This is a genomic window from Furfurilactobacillus entadae (genome assembly GCF_045862745.1).
Lineage (GTDB): Bacteria > Bacillota > Bacilli > Lactobacillales > Lactobacillaceae > Furfurilactobacillus > Furfurilactobacillus entadae.
Genome location: NZ_BQXN01000002.1, coordinates 93,566 through 114,069 on the forward strand (window position 1 = coordinate 93,566; position 20,504 = coordinate 114,069).

General features: G+C 49.3%; 21 protein-coding genes. 19 read left to right on the forward strand and 2 right to left on the reverse strand.

Annotated elements, in window-relative coordinates:
• Positions 1 to 77 precede the first annotated feature (77 nt).
• The 14 genes from ACKTR5_RS01625 (at position 78) to tsaD (ending at position 10,901) form a co-directional block, all read left to right on the forward strand.
• On the forward strand, positions 78 to 971 hold the full coding sequence (locus tag ACKTR5_RS01625) for a YveK family protein (RefSeq protein WP_407878649.1): 894 nt from the start codon (positions 78 to 80) through the stop codon (positions 969 to 971).
• 16 nt (positions 972 to 987) lie between these two features.
• Positions 988 to 1,746 carry a CpsD/CapB family tyrosine-protein kinase gene (locus tag ACKTR5_RS01630; protein WP_407878650.1) on the forward strand — a complete coding sequence of 253 codons (759 nt, stop codon included), beginning with the start codon at positions 988 to 990 and terminating at the stop codon, positions 1,744 to 1,746.
• Between the two features lie 2 nt (positions 1,747 to 1,748).
• Positions 1,749 to 2,525: a tyrosine-protein phosphatase gene (locus ACKTR5_RS01635; RefSeq protein WP_407878651.1), complete on the forward strand. Its 777-nt coding sequence runs from the start codon at positions 1,749 to 1,751 to the stop codon at positions 2,523 to 2,525.
• Positions 2,526 to 2,693: 168 nt separating this feature from the next.
• Positions 2,694 to 3,350, forward strand: coding sequence for a dTMP kinase (gene tmk, locus ACKTR5_RS01640; RefSeq protein ID WP_407878653.1), 657 nt, complete (start codon positions 2,694 to 2,696; stop codon positions 3,348 to 3,350).
• A gap of 17 nt (positions 3,351 to 3,367) precedes the next feature.
• Positions 3,368 to 3,697 carry a cyclic-di-AMP receptor gene (locus tag ACKTR5_RS01645; protein ID WP_407878655.1) on the forward strand — a complete coding sequence of 110 codons (330 nt, stop codon included), beginning with the start codon at positions 3,368 to 3,370 and terminating at the stop codon, positions 3,695 to 3,697.
• Between the two features lie 34 nt (positions 3,698 to 3,731).
• A complete protein-coding gene (gene holB / locus ACKTR5_RS01650; RefSeq protein WP_407878657.1) occupies positions 3,732 to 4,760 on the forward strand; it encodes a DNA polymerase III subunit delta' in 1,029 nt (342 codons plus the stop codon).
• Positions 4,761 to 4,796: 36 nt separating this feature from the next.
• Positions 4,797 to 5,147: a DNA replication initiation control protein YabA gene (locus tag ACKTR5_RS01655; RefSeq protein ID WP_407878658.1), complete on the forward strand. Its 351-nt coding sequence runs from the start codon at positions 4,797 to 4,799 to the stop codon at positions 5,145 to 5,147.
• Between the two features lie 26 nt (positions 5,148 to 5,173).
• Positions 5,174 to 6,058 carry a 16S rRNA (cytidine(1402)-2'-O)-methyltransferase gene (gene rsmI / locus ACKTR5_RS01660; protein WP_407878719.1) on the forward strand — a complete coding sequence of 295 codons (885 nt, stop codon included), beginning with the start codon at positions 5,174 to 5,176 and terminating at the stop codon, positions 6,056 to 6,058.
• Positions 6,055 to 6,822, forward strand: coding sequence for an acyl-[acyl-carrier-protein] thioesterase (locus ACKTR5_RS01665; protein ID WP_407878659.1), 768 nt, complete (start codon positions 6,055 to 6,057; stop codon positions 6,820 to 6,822). Before rsmI ends, ACKTR5_RS01665 begins: the two co-directional genes overlap by 4 nt.
• A gap of 89 nt (positions 6,823 to 6,911) precedes the next feature.
• Positions 6,912 to 7,904 carry a UDP-glucose 4-epimerase GalE gene (gene galE / locus ACKTR5_RS01670; RefSeq protein WP_407878661.1) on the forward strand — a complete coding sequence of 331 codons (993 nt, stop codon included), beginning with the start codon at positions 6,912 to 6,914 and terminating at the stop codon, positions 7,902 to 7,904.
• A gap of 189 nt (positions 7,905 to 8,093) precedes the next feature.
• Complete coding sequence (tsaB, locus tag ACKTR5_RS01675) at positions 8,094 to 8,819, forward strand: tRNA (adenosine(37)-N6)-threonylcarbamoyltransferase complex dimerization subunit type 1 TsaB (RefSeq protein WP_407878662.1); 726 nt, start codon at positions 8,094 to 8,096, stop codon at positions 8,817 to 8,819.
• Positions 8,803 to 9,402: a ribosomal protein S18-alanine N-acetyltransferase gene (rimI, locus tag ACKTR5_RS01680; RefSeq protein ID WP_407878663.1), complete on the forward strand. Its 600-nt coding sequence runs from the start codon at positions 8,803 to 8,805 to the stop codon at positions 9,400 to 9,402. The genes tsaB and rimI (ACKTR5_RS01680) overlap by 17 nt, the downstream gene beginning before the upstream one ends.
• The gene (rimI, locus tag ACKTR5_RS01685; protein ID WP_407878664.1) at positions 9,395 to 9,877 is read left to right on the forward strand and encodes a ribosomal protein S18-alanine N-acetyltransferase; all 483 of its coding nucleotides are present in this window, start codon (positions 9,395 to 9,397) and stop codon (positions 9,875 to 9,877) included. Before rimI (ACKTR5_RS01680) ends, rimI (ACKTR5_RS01685) begins: the two co-directional genes overlap by 8 nt.
• Positions 9,861 to 10,901 carry a tRNA (adenosine(37)-N6)-threonylcarbamoyltransferase complex transferase subunit TsaD gene (tsaD, locus tag ACKTR5_RS01690; RefSeq protein WP_407878665.1) on the forward strand — a complete coding sequence of 347 codons (1,041 nt, stop codon included), beginning with the start codon at positions 9,861 to 9,863 and terminating at the stop codon, positions 10,899 to 10,901. Before rimI (ACKTR5_RS01685) ends, tsaD begins: the two co-directional genes overlap by 17 nt.
• Positions 10,902 to 10,976: 75 nt before the next feature.
• Here tsaD and abc-f read toward each other — a convergent pair whose 3' ends face one another.
• Positions 10,977 to 12,923: a ribosomal protection-like ABC-F family protein gene (abc-f, locus tag ACKTR5_RS01695; RefSeq protein WP_407878666.1), complete on the reverse strand. Its 1,947-nt coding sequence runs from the start codon at positions 12,921 to 12,923 to the stop codon at positions 10,977 to 10,979.
• Positions 12,924 to 13,263: 340 nt separating this feature from the next.
• On the opposite strand from abc-f, the gene ACKTR5_RS01700 reads away from it, so the two are divergent.
• The 4 genes from ACKTR5_RS01700 to ACKTR5_RS01715 all read left to right on the forward strand — a co-directional run bounded on the left by ACKTR5_RS01700 (position 13,264) and on the right by ACKTR5_RS01715 (position 18,341).
• Positions 13,264 to 13,923 carry a redox-sensing transcriptional repressor Rex gene (locus ACKTR5_RS01700; protein WP_407878668.1) on the forward strand — a complete coding sequence of 220 codons (660 nt, stop codon included), beginning with the start codon at positions 13,264 to 13,266 and terminating at the stop codon, positions 13,921 to 13,923.
• A 246-nt stretch (positions 13,924 to 14,169) separates the two neighbouring features.
• Complete coding sequence (groES, locus tag ACKTR5_RS01705; RefSeq protein WP_407878669.1) at positions 14,170 to 14,454, forward strand: co-chaperone GroES; 285 nt, start codon at positions 14,170 to 14,172, stop codon at positions 14,452 to 14,454.
• A gap of 69 nt (positions 14,455 to 14,523) precedes the next feature.
• Positions 14,524 to 16,158 (forward strand): chaperonin GroEL, encoded by a 1,635-nt coding sequence (gene groL, locus ACKTR5_RS01710; protein ID WP_407878670.1) that lies wholly within the window; start codon positions 14,524 to 14,526, stop codon positions 16,156 to 16,158.
• A gap of 347 nt (positions 16,159 to 16,505) precedes the next feature.
• The gene (locus ACKTR5_RS01715) at positions 16,506 to 18,341 is read left to right on the forward strand and encodes an APC family permease (protein WP_407878671.1); all 1,836 of its coding nucleotides are present in this window, start codon (positions 16,506 to 16,508) and stop codon (positions 18,339 to 18,341) included.
• A 43-nt stretch (positions 18,342 to 18,384) separates the two neighbouring features.
• Here ACKTR5_RS01715 and ACKTR5_RS01720 read toward each other — a convergent pair whose 3' ends face one another.
• Positions 18,385 to 19,032, reverse strand: coding sequence for an IMPACT family protein (locus ACKTR5_RS01720; protein WP_407878672.1), 648 nt, complete (start codon positions 19,030 to 19,032; stop codon positions 18,385 to 18,387).
• A 69-nt stretch (positions 19,033 to 19,101) separates the two neighbouring features.
• Here ACKTR5_RS01720 and ACKTR5_RS01725 point away from each other — a divergent pair, with 69 nt between their 5' ends.
• Positions 19,102 to 20,442 (forward strand): DEAD/DEAH box helicase, encoded by a 1,341-nt coding sequence (locus ACKTR5_RS01725; RefSeq protein WP_407878673.1) that lies wholly within the window; start codon positions 19,102 to 19,104, stop codon positions 20,440 to 20,442.
• Positions 20,443 to 20,504 lie beyond the last annotated feature (62 nt).

Below are 20,504 nucleotides of genomic sequence, written 5' to 3' on the forward strand. Positions count from 1 at the left end.
TGGATAATTATTAAACTATTTATTCACTACATATTTAACTCAGTTTAAAAAGGACCTAGACGGAAGGATTTGAATAAATGGAACAAAGTATTAGCCTTGGTCGTGCTGTTACAATTATCCGCAAACATTTGTTAGTGATTGTCATTTGGGGTGCACTCTTAGGCGTTGCGGCGTGGGCACTAGCGACGTTTGTCATGACGCCAAAATACCAAGCCCAGACCCAGTTATTGGTTAGTCGAAAAGCCGACAATAACAACACGGGCGTCCAGTATTCTGATCAACAAGCGGACGTTCAAATGATCACGACCTATAAGGAATTAATTACCAATCAAGTAATTTTAAATAAGGTTAGTGATGAGCTTGCGCACCCAGCGCCAGTCGTTACTAAGGAAGCAACGGCCACAAAGTATGGGCGTGATTTAGACGGAAAGCGGATCGTTTTAAAGGCTGGCCAACCGGCACAAACGAAGCCAAGTTCGGAAAAAACTTATTCTGCCAGCGCTACCCAGTTGCAAAAAATGATCAGTATTTCTAACCAACAGAATTCGCAAGTCTTCGCCATTAATGTTAAGACGACGGATCCGCACGAAGCAGCTCGGATTGCGAATTTAACGGCGGAAGTGTTTAAGGCCCACATTAAAAAGATCATGGCAGTTAATAACGTGACGATTGTTTCTAAAGCAACGACTAATTCACATAAAGTCTCACCACGCACTGGCTATTTAACGGTGCTAGGCGTTATTTGTGGTCTATTGGTTGGTCTGATCTATGCGTTCATTCGTGAACTGACTGACCGGACGGTTAAAGACGATGCTTTATTGACGGAAACGTTAGGCCTAACCAATCTGGGTCATGTTTCAAAAATTTCAAATGTCGGCCAGTTAGCGAGTGCACGGGCATTTCGCAGCCGGAATGACGGCGAAGCAGGTGGCAAGAGTGCTGAACCGAAGCACCTTTCGAGCCGGGTTTAGATAAGGAGGACTGAAAATGCCATTATTCCATCGACGGAAAAAATTATCAGAAGACACCATGATCAACGGGGCTAAAATGATCACTGCCATTCATCCGAAGGCGGTCGTTTCAGAACAGTTTCGGACCATTCGCACGAACATTGAGTTTGCCTCGATTGACCAGCCAATTAAGACGTTGATGTTTACATCACCCGATGCCAGTGAGGGAAAGTCGACCGTTTCTGTGAACGTGGCCGTTACGTGGGCGCAACAAGGGCGAAAGGTTCTCTTTGTGGACGCTGATCTACGCCGACCAACAGTTCACTCAACGTTTGGGTTGCAAAATAACCGGGGGTTAACGACGTTGTTAACGCAAAATTCGGTTGAAACATTTGCAGACTTTGTTCAACCCAGCCCAATTCAGAACCTCTTTTTGATCACGAGTGGGCCAATTCCACCGAATCCCGCAGAACTATTGAATTCACAACGAATGAATCATTTCATTGAGGTGGCAAAACGTGACTACGACATGGTCGTCTTCGACGTGCCACCAATGGTAACCGTAACGGACGCTCAGCTTTTAGCTGCCAAGTTAGATGGTGTCGTGCTGGTTGTCCGGTTTGGGGTAACGAACAAGATTGCATTAGCCCGAACAAAGGAACTGCTCGACCTCGCCCACGCAAACATTTTGGGCTACGTGATGAATGACGCCAATGGGGACGCCGAAGGAAGCGGTTATGGGTATGGTTACGGCTATGGCTACGGTTATGGTAAGACGGACGAGAAAGAGGGCTAAGGATGCCAGTTGTTGACTTGCATTGTCATTTATTACCGCAGTTAGATGACGGTTCTAAGAGCATGGCCATTTCATTGGAATTGGCTATGGCGGCTGTGGAAAACGGGGTAACGCATGCGTTATTAACGCCCCATCATATGAATGGCGTTTACACAAACCATAAAGCAGCCGTGCAGCAAGCAACGCGCGCTTTTGCAGATCAATTAGCGCTTAACGGCATTGACCTAAAAGTTTTTGCTGGTCAGGAAGTGCGGATTAACGGGGACCTGCTAACGGCGATTAAGAACGACGACATCTTGTATGCGGATGAGGGCAATCACTATTTAATGTTGGAATTTCCCGACAATGATGTGCCGCACTACACTCGCGAACTGTTGTATAACGTGCAACAACAGGGAATCACGCCGGTCATCGTGCATCCCGAACGCAACGCAGCCATTTTGGCCAACCCAACGTTACTGTTTGACCTTGTGAATCAGGGGTGTTTGGCCCAGTTAACGGCTAGCAGTTACGTGGGGACGTTTGGCAAAAAGGTTGCGACGTTCAGTCGCCAACTGATCGAGGCGGGTCAGGTGAATGTCCTAGCTTCGGATGCCCACCATTTGCCTGGGCGAAAGTATGAAATGCGCCAAGCCTTTCAGCAACTGGAAAAAGACTTTGGCAAAAACCGGGCCCAACTCTTTGAAAAGAGTGCCGAAAACATTTTAAACGGTGCGCCCGTTGAAACGGTGGGGATTAAACCGCTTCAAACAAAGCGGCGGTTGTTTGGTTTGTTTTAGATTGATCGCACCATAAAAAGCTTACGGAAAATTTCCGTAAGCTTTTTATTTTGGGCGTGGTGACAGGCAATTACGGTGAATTATTTTAATGAAGCGCTCGCTTTGCGTTAGACATGGTTCGCGTTCTAAAGTACAATTAACTCATTGAAACTAAGGGAGTTAAGAATTGTGGAGACAGGCGCATTTATTACTTTTGAGGGGCCCGATGGGGCTGGAAAAACCAGTGTTTTGAGTGCGCTGATTGAAGAATACACGAGTCAATTGGGGTCACGGTTGGTCTCAACGCGTGAACCTGGGGGCAACCGAATTTCTGAAGCCATTCGGGCAATCATCATGGACACCACAAATGTGGACATGGACGCCCGGACAGAAGCGTTGTTATTTGCAGCGGCACGGCGCCAGCACCTCGTTCAGACGGTGCAACCGGCGCTCGCGTCAGGCAAGATTGTTTTTTCAGATCGGTATGTTGATAGCTCCATTGCGTATCAAGGGGCGGGCCGTGAAATTGGAACGACGGCTGTTGCCGAGATGAACTTGTTTGCCACGGCGGGATTTACGCCAGACCTAACCATTTACTTCGACATTCCGTCAGAGGTGGGGCTGGCCCGGATTCACGATTATCGTGCAGACCAGGTCAACCGGTTAGATAATGAAGCACTATCCTTCCATCGCCGGGTGCGAGCCGCATATTTGCAACTTGCCCAGCAGGAACCAGAGCGGATTGTCACGATTGACGCAAATCAACCATTAGAAGCAGTTGTTGAAGATGTTAAGCAGACGTTGGCACAACGCTTGCCACAACAGTTTGGTTTATCTGAAGACTAGAAAAGGGAGTGGTTCACATGAAAATGATCGTTGCGATTGTTCAGGATAAGGACAGTAACCGGCTGAGTAATCAGTTTATTGAACAAAACATTCGGGCAACAAAGTTATCATCAACTGGGGGATTCTTACGCTCTGGTAACAGCACCTTTTTAATTGGGATCGATGATGACCGGGTGGATGAAGTGCTGGCTTTAATTAAAGAAACGTCACACACGCGCGAGCAGTTCATGACGCCGCCCGTGAATATGGATGTATCGATGGACCAAACGGCGTCGTATCCCGTTGAAGTCACGGTGGGTGGCGCAACCTGTTTTGTGCTACCCGTGGACGCATTTCACCAGTTTTAACGTTAACGCAGAAGTAATAAGGTGACAGTGAGGCATGATGGCAACAACAAACGAACTTTTATTAAATGCTGAGCACCGACAACCGGTGTTTGTTCAGCATTTTCAACATGTAATTGAACAGGGCGAACTTGCACATGCTTATCTGTTCGCTGGCCCAGCTGGAAGTGGTAAGGAGGAGCTCGCAATGTGGATTGCGATGCGCCTTTTTTGTAACCGCGTGACGGACGGACAACCTTGCGGTGAATGTGAAGAGTGCCTGCGGATCAGTCAACATGAGCACCCAGACGTTTTGGTCGTGGAACCAGACGGTCAGTCCATCAAGGTTGACCAGGTCCGGTTGCTCAAAACGGAGTTCACAAAGAGTGGTGTGGAAGGTAATCAGAAGGTGTTTATCGTTGCCGGCGCAGAAACAATGACGGCGAGTGCAGCCAATAGTTTACTGAAATTTTTAGAGGAACCAAGTGGGACCGTTACGGCAATTTTACTGACGACCAACTTGAACCTCATTTTACCGACAGTCGTTTCTCGGACCCAAGAGTTGGAAATGCGACCGCTCGCACCGATGGAATTACAGACCCAGTTAGCGGCGGTCGGGGTGAGTCCTAGTTTGTTACCGTTGACGATGCGGTTAACGAACAGTGCCGAACAGGCCCAGAAATGGCTAACGGATGATTGGCTTGGTCAGGCGGCTAATGCGACCTGGCAGTGGCTGGCTCATGTCTTAAAACCAGATCTCCATGCGTTTCCACTGGTGGCGACCGACATTATGCCACTGGCAAAGGATCGGGGCCACCAGCGGTTATTATTGGACATGATCATTGCGGCATTGCGTGACGCACTGCTGATCAGCCAACCAGCGGTGACGGAATCTGTCACGATGAGTTTCCCCAGCCACCGCGCGGAGTTAGCGACATTGACGGCGAATTATACGCAAAATCAACTCGTCGAAATGACTGATTTGGGGTTACAATCAAAGCAGCAATTAGAACGAAACGTTAGCTTTGAAAACACGGTTGAGGCGCTAACGTTACAAATTATTGATGGCTTGACCGTGGCGCAATAGATGAACAATGGTTTGAAAATTGGTGGAGGTGTAGTGGTGGATAAACGACAAGCACTGCTGAGTGATTTCGATCACTTAGAAGAACAAACAGACGCCATTTTGGCACAATTAACGGCATTGAAGGCACAGGTGACGGCGTTGTCTGAGGAAAACGCTGAACTAACTGTGGAAAACCAACACCTACGAGAATTACTGAGTGAAAATGGGATCGATGGCGACGATGAACAACGGTTATCAAAGTCACTTCAAAACCTTGAACGCTTGTATGCCGCTGGCTTTCACGTGTGTCGTGAATTTTACGGCCAACGCCGTGAAGCGGATGACTCGTGTGCCTTTTGTTTAGAGTTGATCTACGGTGAGCGTGAGCGCACTAACAAAGCTAGTTAAGGGTGAGTGAAGAAGACATCATGACGATTACCAGCCAACAAAGTTTTGCAAACCACACTGTGGGGACGTTGTACTTAGTGCCCACGCCGATTGGCAATTTGCAGGACATGACCTACCGCGCCGTCCAAACGCTACAAGATGTTGATCTAATTGCGGCGGAGGACACGCGCAACACACAAAAATTACTGAATAATTTTGACATCACCACCAAGCAAATCAGTTTTCACGAGCACAACACACAGGAACGCATTCCTGAATTAGTGGCGCGATTGCAGGCAGGTACGACCATCGCGCAGGTCAGTGACGCCGGGATGCCATCCATTAGTGACCCCGGGTCTGAGCTGGTTGCCGCTGCTGTTCAAGCAAGCATTCCGGTCGTGCCACTACCAGGCGCTAATGCCGGTGTGACCGCGTTGATTGCTAGTGGCCTAGTGCCCCAACCCTTTTATTTTTACGGCTTTTTGAACCGTAAACTAAAGGAACAGCGTGAGGAGCTCAGCGCGTTAGCGAAGCATGAAGAAACGGTGATCTTGTACGAAGCACCGCACCGTCTCCTTAAAACCCTCGTTGCGATTGAAGCTGCGGTGGGCCCTGACCGTCAACTGGTGTTATGCCGGGAATTGACGAAAAAGTTTGAAGAATTTATTCGGGGCACCGCTGCTGAAGTGGTGGCATGGGCCCGCGACAACCAGATTCGTGGCGAATTTGTCGTTTTGATCGGCGGGGCGGAGCATGTTGAAGCCGTTGAAGTTGATCCATTGCTGGCATTGACCGTTGATGCGCACGTCACGGCGTTGATCAATCAAGGTGCAAAACCAAATGATGCCATTAAAGCTGTTGCAAAAACACGGGGGTTAAAGAAGCAGGCCGTCTACGCAACGTATCATCATTTAAATGAGGTGGATGAATGACTGAACCACGGTGGTACGAAGCACCACATAAAATTGAATACTATGAAACAGACCTGACGGGGCAGACAACGCTGGCCATGTTGATCAACATGTTGGTACTCACGTCGTATGATCAAGCCGATCATTTCGGCGTTGGGACGGACTACATGTTGGAAAACGGCCAGGGCTGGGTCATTGCCCAGTACGAAATCGACGTCACCCGACTACCACGCGATCATGAACGGGTGACACTAGCGACTGAAGCGACGTCTAATAACCGGTACTTTGCTTACCGGCAGTTCTTTATGCGCGACGAGGCTGGCGAACTGCTGGTTCACGTAAAGTCGATCTGTGTTGTTATGGATCAAGCGGCTCGTAAGATGGTTGCCATTCCGGCAGCAGCGATCGCGCCGTACGAGTCTGACGAGGTGAAACGGATTCCGCGATTGGCGCGGCCCACAAGCATCGATGAGCAGATGGCCGTGATAAGCCAGCCTTACCAAGTGCGCTACTTTGATTTAGACACGAACCATCATGTGAATAACGCCCATTACTTTGACTGGATGATGGACCCCCTCGGTGAGGACTTTTTGACCACCCATGCGTTAGCGCATGTTGCGATTCGGTTTGAAAATGAGGTTCGCTACGGTCATGAAATTAAGAGTGTTGTCACAGTGCCCGTCGTTCATGATGATGGCACAATCACGACGCTTCACCGTATTGAAGGTGACGGTGAGCGCTACGCCGAGGCAGAGTTTACGTGGCGTGGTGTAAACAAAGATTAAGTAACGGTATCAATTATTAACGAAAATGTTGCGAGAAAGCGTCGCTGTGCTATGCTTGAAAGCGATAACATAATTGTGGAGGAAATAAAATGTCAATTTTAGTTGCTGGTGGGGCCGGGTATGTCGGCTCACACATGGTTGATCGGTTGATTGAAAAGGGCCATGACGTGGTTGCTGTGGATAACTTATCCACAGGCCACCGTGCTGCCGTAAATGACGCGGCCCATTTTTACGAAGGGGACACGCGTGATCATGACTTTTTAACGCATGTTTTTGAAACAGAACAAATTGATGGCGTGATTCACATGGACGCATTTTCCATCGTGCCAGAATCCATGAAGGATCCGTTAAAGTACTTCGATAACAACGTTAGTGGCATGATCACATTACTTGAAGTGATGCATGAACAAGGCTGTACCCGAATGGTCTTCTCATCCACAGCGGCAACCTATGGTGTGCCAGAGCGGATTCCAATTCATGAAGATGACCACAAGGAACCAATCAACCCATATGGTGAAAGTAAGTTGATCATGGAACACATGATTCGTTGGTGTGATGAAGCTTACGGTATTAAGTGGGTTGCACTGCGTTACTTTAACGCAGCTGGTGCAAAGGCCGATGGTTCAATTGGGGAAGATCACCACCCAGAAACCCACTTGTTACCCATCATTTTGCAAACGGCACTTGGCGAACGTGACCACATTGATATGTTTGGTGATGATTACGACACACCAGATGGGACAAACGTTCGTGACTATGTCCACATTTTAGACTTAGCGGATGCGCACATCTTGGCGCTGGACTACTTGGCTGACGGCAACACCAGCCGGGCATTTAACCTTGGTTCATCGACTGGTTTCTCAGTGAAACAAATGGTGGAAGCTGCCCGTGAAGTAACTGGCAAACCAATTCCTGCTAAAATTGGACCACGGCGTGCCGGTGACCCAGATTCACTGGTCGCTGATTCAACGGATGCCCGTGAAATTTTGGGCTGGCAACCACAATACGATGATGTGCACGACATCATCAAGACAGCATGGGCTTGGACCCAAAGCCATCCACATGGTTATGAAGATCGTTAATCCAATATTCAATTAATCAAGTTCACTGATCATTTATGATGATCAGTGAACTTTTTTTATTGCCGATGTACTGAACGTAAAGCGGTGACACAACTCGTTAGGATTGAGGATGGCCCTAGGGGTTTTTGTGAAGATGTGTTAAGATAATGGACGTCTAAACGAACGAAAAAAATGAAAGCCAGGCATGACATGAAGGTACTTGCATTAGATACATCAAACCGGCCGCTAAGCGTGGCATTATTAGAAGATGAGACCGTTGTCGGTAAAGTAACGACGGCGACACAGCTTGATCACAGCGTTCAACTGATGTCAGCCATTGCTTCCTTAATGGCCGACGAGGGCTGGCAACCGACGGACCTTGATCGTGTTGTTGTGGCACAAGGACCTGGTTCTTACACCGGGGTCCGCATTGCCGTCACCACGGCCAAAACATTAGCGGCAACGCTGAACCTAGAATTGGTTGGTGTTTCAAGTCTTGCCGTGCTCGCTGGTGGTGTAGCGCAAGCGTCCAACCAGTTGATTGTTCCCGTGTTTGATGGTCGGAACACCCAACTTTATGCTGGTGGCTACCGTGTCAAAGAGGGCGAATTAACGAATGTCATTGCTGACCAACATACGAACCTGACCTCATGGTTAACGTTGTTGGCTGACCTGAACGAACCTGTTTTACTGGTGGGGGAAACAACCCGTTACCATGATGAAATTGTGAACCAGTTAGGTGACAACGCGTTGTTTGCGCCAACAGCTGATAATTTACCCGATGCGGGTGTCTTAGGGCAGCTTGGTCAAGCAATCGCACCAGTTGAGAATATTGATAATTTTGTACCGAAATATTTGCGGTTATCCCCAGCTGAAGCACAGTGGGCGGCTGCACATCCAGGAGAGACGAACACGAACTATGTTGAAGAAGTGTAAGGTAACAGTCCAAAAATGGTATCAACGGCACTTTGCAAGTGACGTCCGCCAACAGCAAGTGGAAGATCTGGACATTAAAAATCATCGGTTGATGATTCGTGATGTGCAGTACTTTTTAGGACGTGCACAGTTCCCAGACATTCCAGAAATCGTGGCCGTGGAGCGGGCTGTCTATGATGGCAAAACACCGTGGGATGACCAAGCATTTGCCAATGAATTAAAGCGGAAACAAGATCGGTTGTACCTCGTTATTCGTAAGGATGACCAGTTGATTGCCTTTGCGGGGTGCTCCCTTGACCGGCGGCGGAAGGATGCCCACGTGACGAACATTGCGGTGTTGCCACAATGGCAGAATTCCGGCTTAGGTGAATTTTTATTGCGGACGTTGGTTCGTAAAGCGCGACACATGGGGATGCACCAGGTGACGTTGGAGGTGCGTTTGAGCAATACCGGCGCGCAACGTTTATATAAAAAGCTTGGCTTTAAGCAGACGGGAATTAAACGTGGGTACTACTTTGGTGACCATGAGGATGCCGTTGACATGTTACTTCCGCTAATCAATAGCCACCCAGCAGATGAGTAACGTTGTGTGTCGGCCGTTTGAACCGGTTGACAAACATAAGGGCGCCCAGCTGATTGAGCAGCTCGCTGCGAGTGCGTACGCGACAGGGGCACCATGGTCACAGACCGTTATTGAACGCGACCTTGGGTTAGCGACGAGTGATTACTGGCTGATTGAGCAGGACGGAGAACCGCTGGGGTTTATCAGTGGGAGCCAGGTGCTTGATGAGGCAGAAATCACCAACATTGGCGTTAGTGCTCAGGCGCAAGGCCGCGGGCTGGGGCGTCAGCTGTTGACCGTGTGGCTACATGCTCATGAATCGGCGCAGGTAATCACACTTGAGGTGCGCGAACATAATGACGCTGCCAGGGCGTTGTACCAGCGCCTGGGGTTTCACGCCATTGCGGTACGTCCGAACTACTACAGCGCGCCCAGTGAGAATGCTGTAATCATGCAACGAAAGGTAAAAGGAGAACATTGTGACGCAGGAACGTGAGTTGATTTTAGCTTTTGAAACCAGTTGTGATGAAACGAGTGTTGCCGTTGTTGAAAATGGTGACCGCATTCTCAGTAACTTTGTTGCAACACAAATTAAGAGTCATCAACGGTTTGGTGGCGTGGTGCCAGAAGTGGCCAGCCGTCATCACATTGAAGAAATTACCATTGGGATCAAGAAGGCGCTGACAGAAGCACAGGTGACGCCTGCTGAGGTGACGGCGGTTGCGGTCACGTATGGGCCAGGGCTGGTTGGTTCGTTACTTATTGGTGTAACCGCGGCCAAAACGTTTGCGTTTGCGCATGGGTTACCATTGGTTCCGGTGAATCACATGGCGGGCCATATTTACGCGGCCCGTTACGTTGAACCGTTGACGTTTCCGTTGTTAGCGATGTTAGTCTCCGGTGGGCATACCCAGATTGTTCTTATGAAGGCGGCCAACTCGTTTGAAATCATCGGTGATACACGCGATGACGCAGCGGGTGAGGCTTACGATAAGGTCGGCCGTGTCCTTGGCATTCCGTATCCGGCAGGAAAAGAACTCGATCGCCTGGCTCATGAGGGCGCAGATACGTTTAACTTTCCACGGGCAATGATTCATGAAGCCAATTATGACTTTAGCTTTAGTGGGTTGAAAAGTGCCTTTATTAACACCGTTCATAATGCTGATCAGCGGGGTGAAACACTTAACCGCGCGAACTTAGCCGCAAGTTTTCAGGCAAGCGTGGTTGATGTTCTCGTGGCGAAGGTGAGTGCGGCCCTGAAAGATTTCCCCGTTCACCAGTTAGTTCTAGCCGGTGGGGTTGCCGCTAACCGTGGCTTGCGTGATGGGTTGGAAGAGTTACTCACGACACGTTTTCCCGAGACAAAGCTTGTGGCAGCACCACTGGCACTTTGTGGTGACAATGCGGCCATGATCGGGGCAGCCGCCCACATTGAGCTGGCTGAGCAACACTTTGCGGGGTTAGATTTAAACGCCAATCCAAGTCTTGAGTTTCCCTGGTTGCCAGGAATGGACGCCTAACAATGATGACAAATTAAAATGACCACCTTCCCAATTCTTGAGAAGGTGGTCATTTTAATTTTAGCTTAATCAGGATCAAGCTAAGTTATGATCTGTGTTAAACGTTTCGAGCGCCTCACTTGCGGTTGCCCATTCAAGTGACAGGGTGTCGTTTTGTTCATTCAGTGCATCCAGCTCGTGTTGAAGATCTGTGAGTTTACCGATATCACGAACGTTTTCTGGTTGCTGCATGGTCGCCGTCACGGTGGTGATCTGTTCGTCCAACGTGTCAATTTGTTCTTCAAGCGCAGTTACCTGTCGTTGGAATTTCCGTTGTTCACGAAGGTCTGCCTTACTGGCTTGATAGGCAGAGGCCGCGGCCGTTGTGGTCGGAGTGGCTTCCGTCGTTGGCAGGGTTGCTTGGTCAGCTGCGATGGCGGTCTGATAGTCATCGTAATCACCGTCAAACCAGCGTGTCTTAGCCGCAGATAATTCGACGACTTCAGTGGCCACCTGGTTGATGAAGTACCGGTCATGTGAGACAAAGAGAATGGTTCCGGTAAAAGCGTTCAGGGCTTCTTCTAAAACTTCACGAGCATCAATGTCTAAATGGTTAGTGGGTTCATCCAAGATTAAAAAGTTGTCGTGATCTAAGGATAGTTTTGTGAGTGAGAGCCGGGCGCGTTCACCACCACTCAACGCGCTGACACGCTTTTCGACGTCGGTTCCGGTAAAGAGGAAACTACCAAGCAGTGTCCGCACATCACGTTCGGGAATGGTGGGGTGTTCATCCCACACTTCACTAAGGACCGTCTTGTCATCGTGCAGGATTGCTTGTTCTTGATCATAATAACCAATGCTCAAGCTGGCACCAAGTTTGACAGTTCCAGCAAGCAGTGGCAGTTGGCCCAAAATGGATTTCAAGAGGGTTGATTTACCAACCCCGTTGGGACCAACGATGCCGACCGCATGTTGTTTAACGACGTCTAAATTAATGTGTTCGGCCAGCGGATGGTCGCTCGTGTAGCCAATGCTGACATCCTGGACCTTGAGCACCTCTTTGCCACTTTCACCAGATGGTTCAAACCGAATGCGGATGGAGCGATCGTCATCTTTGGGTGCCTCCAACCGATCCATGCTTGCAAGCTGTTTTCTCCGGGCTTGGGCCCGCTTGGTGGTTGAGGCACGGACGATGTTACGGTTAACGAAATCTTCAAGGGCGTTGATTTGGGTCTGCTGCTTGTCGTACGCCCGTTGTTCAGTGGTGAGCCGTGTTGCCTTCTGGCTTAAATAAGCTGAGTAGTTTCCTGTGTAATGGGTCAACGTGTGTTGGTTCATGTCGTAGACGGTGGTCACGACATGGTCAAGAAAGTACCGGTCATGGGAAACGACGAGGACGGCTCCCGGGTACGTTTTCAGGTAATCCTCTAGCCAACTTAGCGTTTGGATGTCCAAATGGTTTGTTGGTTCATCCAAAATCAGCAAGTCTGGGCGTTGAAGAAGGTGTTTTGCAAGTGCAAGCTGGGTCTTTTGCCCACCAGAAAAACTGGTGACGTTACGGTCGTACGTGTCTTCATCGAAATGAAAGGCATGGAGAACACCACGAATCGTGGCCTGATAGCCATAACCGTTATTTTCTGTGAAGTCGTGCTGCAACTGGTCGTAGTCGGTTAGTAAGTGGGTGTAATCTGCACTGGTATGATCAGCCGCGGGGTCGGCAATTTGGGCTTCGAGTTGATGCAACTGGGCTTCCTGGCGCTGCTGCTGAGCAAAAACGGTGAGCATTTCGTCCCAGACGGTGTTGCTCGAGGTTAAGCCGGCGTCCTGAGGAAGGTAGCCAATGGTGGCGCCCTTTGAAGAAGAAATGGTTCCCTCATCAGGTTCCGTAATGCCAGCAATCATTTTCAGCAGGGTGGATTTTCCGGCACCATTCCGGCCCACCAAACCGACACGGTCGCGGTCGTTAATGGTCATTGAAACGTGTTGAAATAAAGTATCAGCGCCGAAACGTCGCGCAACTTGTTGCACCTGAAGCACTTGCATAAATTGAGGTCTCCTACATCATAAAAGTCTTTGTTCTATTTTAGCATGTTGTGGGGTGGGATTGCGAAAGGGACAAAAAGTTCGTGAAATGAACTAATGATTGGTGGATAAACGCGTGTAACCACTCGAGAAGTGGTCTAAAAATTAATCAGTAAAAGAAACGCCGGTTTAAGCCACTTTTGCGCATTGAAAAATGGTGAAATGCCCTTGTGATTTTATGAAATACCCGAATGCTGATATGAAATATGCTTCACAATAAGGGGCCCTATGCTATAATTTACCTTACAACGAGTTTCACAAGGATAACCCGCAAAGTGCGGAAAGAAAAGGAGTGACTGCTGTGGCTGAACAACGAATTCCACGGGCAACGGCAAAACGGTTGCCAATTTATTATCGATACTTGAACATTCTCCTCAACGCAGATAAGATGCGCGTCTCATCAACAGAATTGTCAGAAGCAGTGAAGGTGGATTCCGCCACGATTCGGCGGGACTTTTCCTATTTTGGTGCACTAGGAAAACGGGGCTACGGCTATGACGTGCCTAAATTACTTGAATTCTTCAAACGAATCTTAAATCAGGATCAACTGACTAACGTTGCGTTGATCGGGGTTGGGAACCTTGGGCATGCATTGCTCAACTTTAACTTCCACCAAAACAGTAACGTTCGGATCAGTGCCGCTTTTGATGTGAACGAAGCCATCATTAATACAGTTCAAAGTGGTGTGCCAATTTATCCACTGGATGAGATGGTACAACAGTTGCGGGATCAACAAATTGAAATTGCAATTGTGAGTGTGCCAGAAGACACAGCGCAAGACGTGACGAATCAAGTGGTTGAAGCTGGTGTTCAGGGAATTTTGAACTTTACGCCACGGCGGTTAACGGTTCCTGACAACATTCGGGTTCAAAACGTCGATTTAACAAACGAATTACAAACCTTGATTTACTTCATCGACCATTACGAAGGTGGCGACGATGGGGAAGAGGACGACGAATAAGCACGGTTTAATAACATTTGGACAATGAGCCAGATGTTTTTTTATTGTCAAAAAATATTTGGCTCACGTTGCCGTATGTCTTGGTGAATGGGGCGTCAGTGGCTTGGGCAAAAACTTTTTGACTAAGTTTGACCAAAACACTTGCATTCAGAAAGCGGCATGGTTATCATAGAGCATGTTGTTAGCACTTAACGTATAAGAGTGCTAAAAGCTCTGATTATAATAATGATATTGGAGGGAATCAACGTGTTAAAACCATTAGGAGATCGCGTTATTTTACAAGCTTCAGAAGAAGAAGAACAGACCATTGGTGGCATTGTCCTTGCAAGTAATGCACAGGAAAAGCCAACAACTGGGAAGGTTATCTCAGTTGGAACTGGCCGGATTTTGGATAACGGAACGACGGTTGCCCCACTTGTTAAAGCGGGCGACGTTGTGATGTTTGACAAGTATGCGGGAACCCAAGTTTCAGATAACGGTAATGACTACCTGGTTCTCCATGAAAAAGACATCGTTGCGGTTGTTGAATAACAACGCAGCGTTAACTAACCGAAATAAGCATGTGTCAGCACACTAAAATACAGTTGAGGTGGCAGAAAAATGGCTAAAGATTTGAAGTTTTCAGAAGACGCCCGGAGCGCAATGCTCGCTGGGGTCGATAAATTAGCGAACACAGTAAAGACAACACTTGGACCAAAGGGACGGAACGTCGTTTTGGAACAAACATATGGTTCACCAACCATCACAAATGATGGGGTGACGATTGCCAAGGCCGTTGAATTAAAGGATCATTTCGAAAACATGGGTGCTAAGTTGGTGGCAGAAGTTGCTTCCAAGACAAACGACATCGCCGGTGACGGAACAACGACCGCCACGGTGTTGACGCAATCCATCGTTAACGAAGGGATGAAGAACGTTACGGCTGGTGCAAACCCTGTTGGGATTCGTACCGGGATCGAAAAGGCAACTAATGCCGCCGTTGATGCCTTGCACAAGATGAGCCACGATGTGAAGACTAAGTCTGACATTGCCCAGATTGCGTCCATTTCAGCCGCTGATCCAGAAGTCGGGACGTTGATTGCCGACGCAATGGAAAAGGTTGGTAACGATGGTGTGATCACCATTGAAGAATCTAAGGGAATCGAAACAACGTCCGATGTTGTTGAAGGAATGCAGTTTGATCGTGGGTACATGAGTCAATACATGGTTACCGACAACGACAAGATGGAAGCTGACTTAGACAACCCATACATCCTGATTACCGACAAGAAGATTGCGAACATCCAAGACATCTTGCCATTACTGCAATCAGTTGTTGAACAGGGCCGTGCTTTGTTGATCATCGCCGATGACATTACCGGTGAAGCACTCCCAACGCTGGTATTGAACAAGATGCGGGGAACGTTCAACGTGGTTGCCGTTAAGGCGCCTGGTTTTGGTGACCGGCGGAAGGCACAACTGGAAGACATCGCTGCCTTGACTGGCGGAACCGTTGTGACTGATGACCTTGGCCTGAACTTGAAGGACACAACCGTTGAACAGTTGGGTCAAGCAGGTAAGGTTACGGTTACTAAGGACAACACGACCATCGTTGAAGGTGCAGGTAACAAGGCGGCCGTTGAAGAACGGGTTGCTAACATCAAGAGCGAACTGGAAGCCACAACGTCTGACTTTGATAAAGAAAAGTTGCAAGAACGGTTGGCTAAATTATCCGGTGGTGTTGCGCGGATCAACGTTGGTGCCGCTACGGAAACGGAATTAAAGGAACGCCGTTACCGGATCGAAGACGCGTTGAATGCAACACGGGCCGCTGTTGAAGAAGGTTTCGTATCTGGTGGTGGGACTGCCTTGGTCAACGTGATTGCCGCCGTTGCTGCATTGACAGAAGAAGGCGATGTTCAAACAGGGATCAACATTGTGTTGCGTGCCCTGGAAGAACCAGTTCGTCAGATTGCTGCTAATGCCGGTAAGGAAGGCTCAGTAATCGTTGAAAAGCTGAAGTCACAAAAGCCAGGCGTTGGTTACAACGCTGCAACTGATGAATGGGTTGACATGGTTGAAGCCGGAATCGTGGATCCAACCAAGGTTACCCGGTCAGCACTGCAAAATGCTGCCTCAGTTTCATCATTGTTACTGACAACAGAAGCAGTTGTTGCTGAAGAACCAAAGCAAGACAACGGTGCTGCTGACGCCGCTGCTGCGGCACAAGCTGCTCAAATGGGCGGAATGATGTAGTTTTAGTACCATAATAAATTGTTTAATAAATAAGGGGCTGACACCAATGGGTGTTAGCCCCTTATTTATCGCGCTTTACGCCACTTTTAGTGCCCGTAATGATGGATAGTAATGTGAAAAGTGACAGCTTTTTATTAATTATTTATCAGCTAATTCATTGAGAAAAGACGCAGGTTTGTTTGGTGTTTGTTCAAAATGTAGTGTAGAATGAGTGAGCTAGAAAGCCGCGGCCATGTTGTGGCTTTTTTGCCGTTTTTAGCCAGCTTTGATCCTTAAGCAGGCTGATAATTCAAATAATTAAAGCGTCTATTTTTAAGTGAAATGGGCGATATTAAAGGAGTTTCTTTATGTGGCGCTATTTAAAGCGACTGTTAATTGGTAAGCCGCTAAAAACATTGGATGAGGGTGGCCAGGCCCTAACGAAGTTTAAAGCCTTGGCGCTCTTGTCCTCAGATGCATTGTCATCTGTGGCGTATGGGACAGAACAAATTACGACGGTGTTGGTAACCTTATCCGCAGCCGCCATTTGGTTCTCACTGCCGATTGCCGGAATCGTTTTGATTCTGTTATTGGCGATCACGCTGTCCTATCAACAAATTATTCACGCGTATCCATCTGGTGGTGGCGCCTATGTGGTGGCTTCAACTAACTGGGGACGGCCCGCGGGACTTGTTGCTGGGGGGTCACTGTTAGTTGACTACATGTTGACCGTGGCGGTTTCCGTGACGTCAGGAACCGAGGCAATCACGTCGGCGATTCCGTCGTTGTATCACCATCAGGTCTTGATTTCCGTTGTCATCGTGCTGTTCGTTATGACCCTGAACCTTCGGGGGATGAGTGAGTCAGCCAACTTCCTGACCATTCCGGTGTACTTCTTCGTCGGCATGATCTTACTGATGATCATTGTCGGGATTTACAACATCGTTACGGGACAGGTTGCCTACCACGCTACTGCCGCCGTTGGAGCGCCCGTTAAGGGCATGACGGCGTTACTGTTCATCAAGGCGTTTAGTTCTGGATCATCTTCACTGACCGGGGTCGAAGCCATCAGTAATGCGGTGCCGAATTTTAAAAAACCAAAGACAAACAATGCCGCTGCAACGTTGGCCATCATGGCCACAATTTTGGCCCTGTTCTTTGCTGGCATTACGTTTATCAACTACTGGTTGGGTATCAAGCCAATGGCAACACAAACGGTCCTTTCTCAAATTGGGGCCGGTGTATTTGGCCACGGCTTACTGTACTACCTGTTGCAAACGTCGACGGCCATGATCTTAGCTGTTGCCGCCAACACCGGGTTCTCAGCGTTCCCAATCTTGGCGTACAACCTGGCTAAGGATAAAAACCTGCCCCATGCTTACATGGACCGTGGGGACCGGTTGGGTTATTCCAATGGGATCATCACGTTGGCATTAGGGGCGATTGCGTTGATCGTGATCTTTGACGCCCAAACAACGTTACTGATCCCACTGTATGCTGTCGGGGTGTTCGTTCCGTTTGCGTTATCACAATCAGGAATGATCATTCACTGGCGGCGTGAACGGGAAGGGTTCTGGCAAGGCAAAGCGTTCATTAACTTTATTGGGGCGTTTATCTCCGCCGCCATTGCCATCTTCTTGTTCATGACCCGGTTTAGTAACGTGTGGCCTTACCCAATCGTTATGGTGGGCTTACTGTGGATGTTCCATAAAATTCACTCCCATTATAAAACGGTGGCTGCCCAATTGCGGGTTGCTGAAAATGCAGAGGCCAAGCCACATCACTATGATGGGGCGACGGTAATCGTGTTGGTTTCGAACGTGACGCGGGTGACCAAAAGTGCCATCGACTACGCGGAATCCATTGGGGATTACGTCATTGCGATGCACGTGTCGTTTGACCAAAACCCAAATAAGGAACGGGAGACCGTTGCTGAGTTCAAACGGGACTTCCCAAACGTTCGGTTTGTGGACATCCACTCCTCGTACCGGTCAGTTTCTGGACCTGTGCTGCGGTTCTGTGATGTCATTGCGAAACGGGCGGCGGAACGAAATTACAGTACTACGGTGCTGGTTCCACAGTTCGTTCCACGGCGACCATGGCAAAACATTCTGCATAACCAAACCAGTTTGCGGTTACGGACGGTGTTGAATTCACGTGAAAACATCATCGTGTCCACGTACAATTACCACTTAAAACAATAGTGTCTAATAAAAGCAGCCCTTCATCAGTGATGGAGGGCTGCTTTTATTTGGTCGTTTCTGGATCATAAGGAACAAACGCAAACGTCTCCCCGGTATCAACGATTTGCGCTTGACCGTTGGTTTTACTGGTGAGATCGGTGACAAACGTGGCGTCTGCCGCGTTAACCAGCACGGTAAACGTCACGGCGACCGCGTAAGCAGTATCCACGACGGTGACGACACGGTCGGTGAGCCACGGTGTGAGTGGTTCGGCCTGTTGATAACTGAGCGTAATTTGGTAACGTGCTAGCCGTTGCCGGGCAACCACGGAACCGGCTGCGGCCAGGCTGGCCGTGCTGCCGTAAGCCCGAATGAGTCCGCCGGCACCGAGCTTGATGCCACCAAAGAAGCGGGTGACCACAATGATCACGTTGTGCAAGCCAAGTCGGGTAATGACGTTTAGGAGCGGCGATCCTGCCGTGCCACTGGGCTCACCGCCGTCACTTTGGCGGGTGATTTCATCGTGGTCGCCGATAACGTAAGCAAACGTATGGTGGTTGGCCTTTGGAAGGGCGTCGCTAACGCTGGTCAGAAAGGCCTGCGCGTCCTCTTCTGAGGTGATTGGTGCCGCGTTACCGATAAACCGTGATTTTTTAATGGTTTGCTCTGCTTCGTGTGGTTCAGCAAGGGATAAAAATGGGGGGACTGACATAAAATAACCTCGTGAAAATATTTTTAGGGGACTTAACGTATGTACTGATAGATGTAAAAGGGGGCAACCATGAATCCAGAACAATTATATGGACGGCAGTTACTATCCGATGAATTGAGTGACGTTGATCTGCGCCAAGTGGCATCCTTGCAGCGACGGCCGGCCATGAGTCAGCACGGCCGGCGGATTCGTTGTGAGCGGTGCCAGACGTGGCATGTAAGCGACCAGGTCCGCCTGCCGACCGGAACCTATTTTTGCCCCGCGTGCTTAACGCTTGGGCGGGTCACCAGTCGGCAACAACTGGTGGGGTTACCGGAACAAAATGCGTTTAAGCCGCCAGTCCATCCGTTAACATGGCAGGGCGAACTGACCCGGTTACAAACGGCGTGTGCTCAAGTAATCGTGACCGTCTTTCAGCAACGCCGCCAGCACTTGTTGTGGGCGGTGACCGGGGCTGGAAAAACGGAGATGTTGTTTCCTGGGTTGGCGGATGCCCTGGCGCGTGGTGACCGAATTGCGGTCGCCTCACCCCGCGTCGATGTGTGCTTGGAGCTTGCGCCACGGTTAAAACGGGCGTTTGCAGGCGTCCCAATTGCAGTGTTGCATGGACGGCAAACACAGCCGTATGCGTATCGCCAGCTGACGGTGTGCACGACGCACCAACTCTATCGATTTTACCACGCCTTTGATGTTATCGTCGTGGATGAAGTCGATGCGTTTCCATTTGCACACAACCCGCGCTTGGCGGTGGCAGTCGCAACCGCTAGAAAACTAACGGGCGCGACGTTGTATCTGACAGCAACACCAAGCCGGGCACTATTGCGTGATGTTCACCACGGACGGCTCACGTTGAGTTACTTACCCTTACGTTTTCACGGACATGTTCTGCCAGAATTGACCGTTCGGTTGGCGATTAATTGGCGCCACCAGCTAGCACGGCACCACTTGCCAGCCGGGATGTTACGGGTGTTAAGCCAATTCATCAAGCGTGAGCAACGTTTCTTACTGTTTGTCCCACATGTGGCCCAACTAGCGGTCGTGGCAAAAATCTTGACCCGTGTCTTTCCAAAGTTAACGTTTGCGACGGTCCACGCAACGGATCCTGAGCGACTGGAAAAAGTGACAGCAATGCGTGAACGGCAAGTTCAGGGGTTGATCACGACTACGATCTTAGAGCGGGGGGTCACGTTACCGGGCATTGATGTGTTGATTTTAGGTGCGGATGACCCGGTCTTTTCAAGTGCGGCGTTAGTCCAAATGGCAGGCCGTGCGGGACGAAGTGCTGACCGCCCGACTGGCCTTGTTTGCGCATGGGTCAGTACACAAACGCGAACGATCAAGGAAGCCCAACGTCAGATTCGTCTGGTTAACCGAAAGGGCCGCCGGTTGCCTGAATGGCAACCTGTGTAATGTGTCAGCGGCCGCTTTCCTGGCGGCCGCCAATTGGGCGCCTCTTTTGCTTGCGGCCGCTG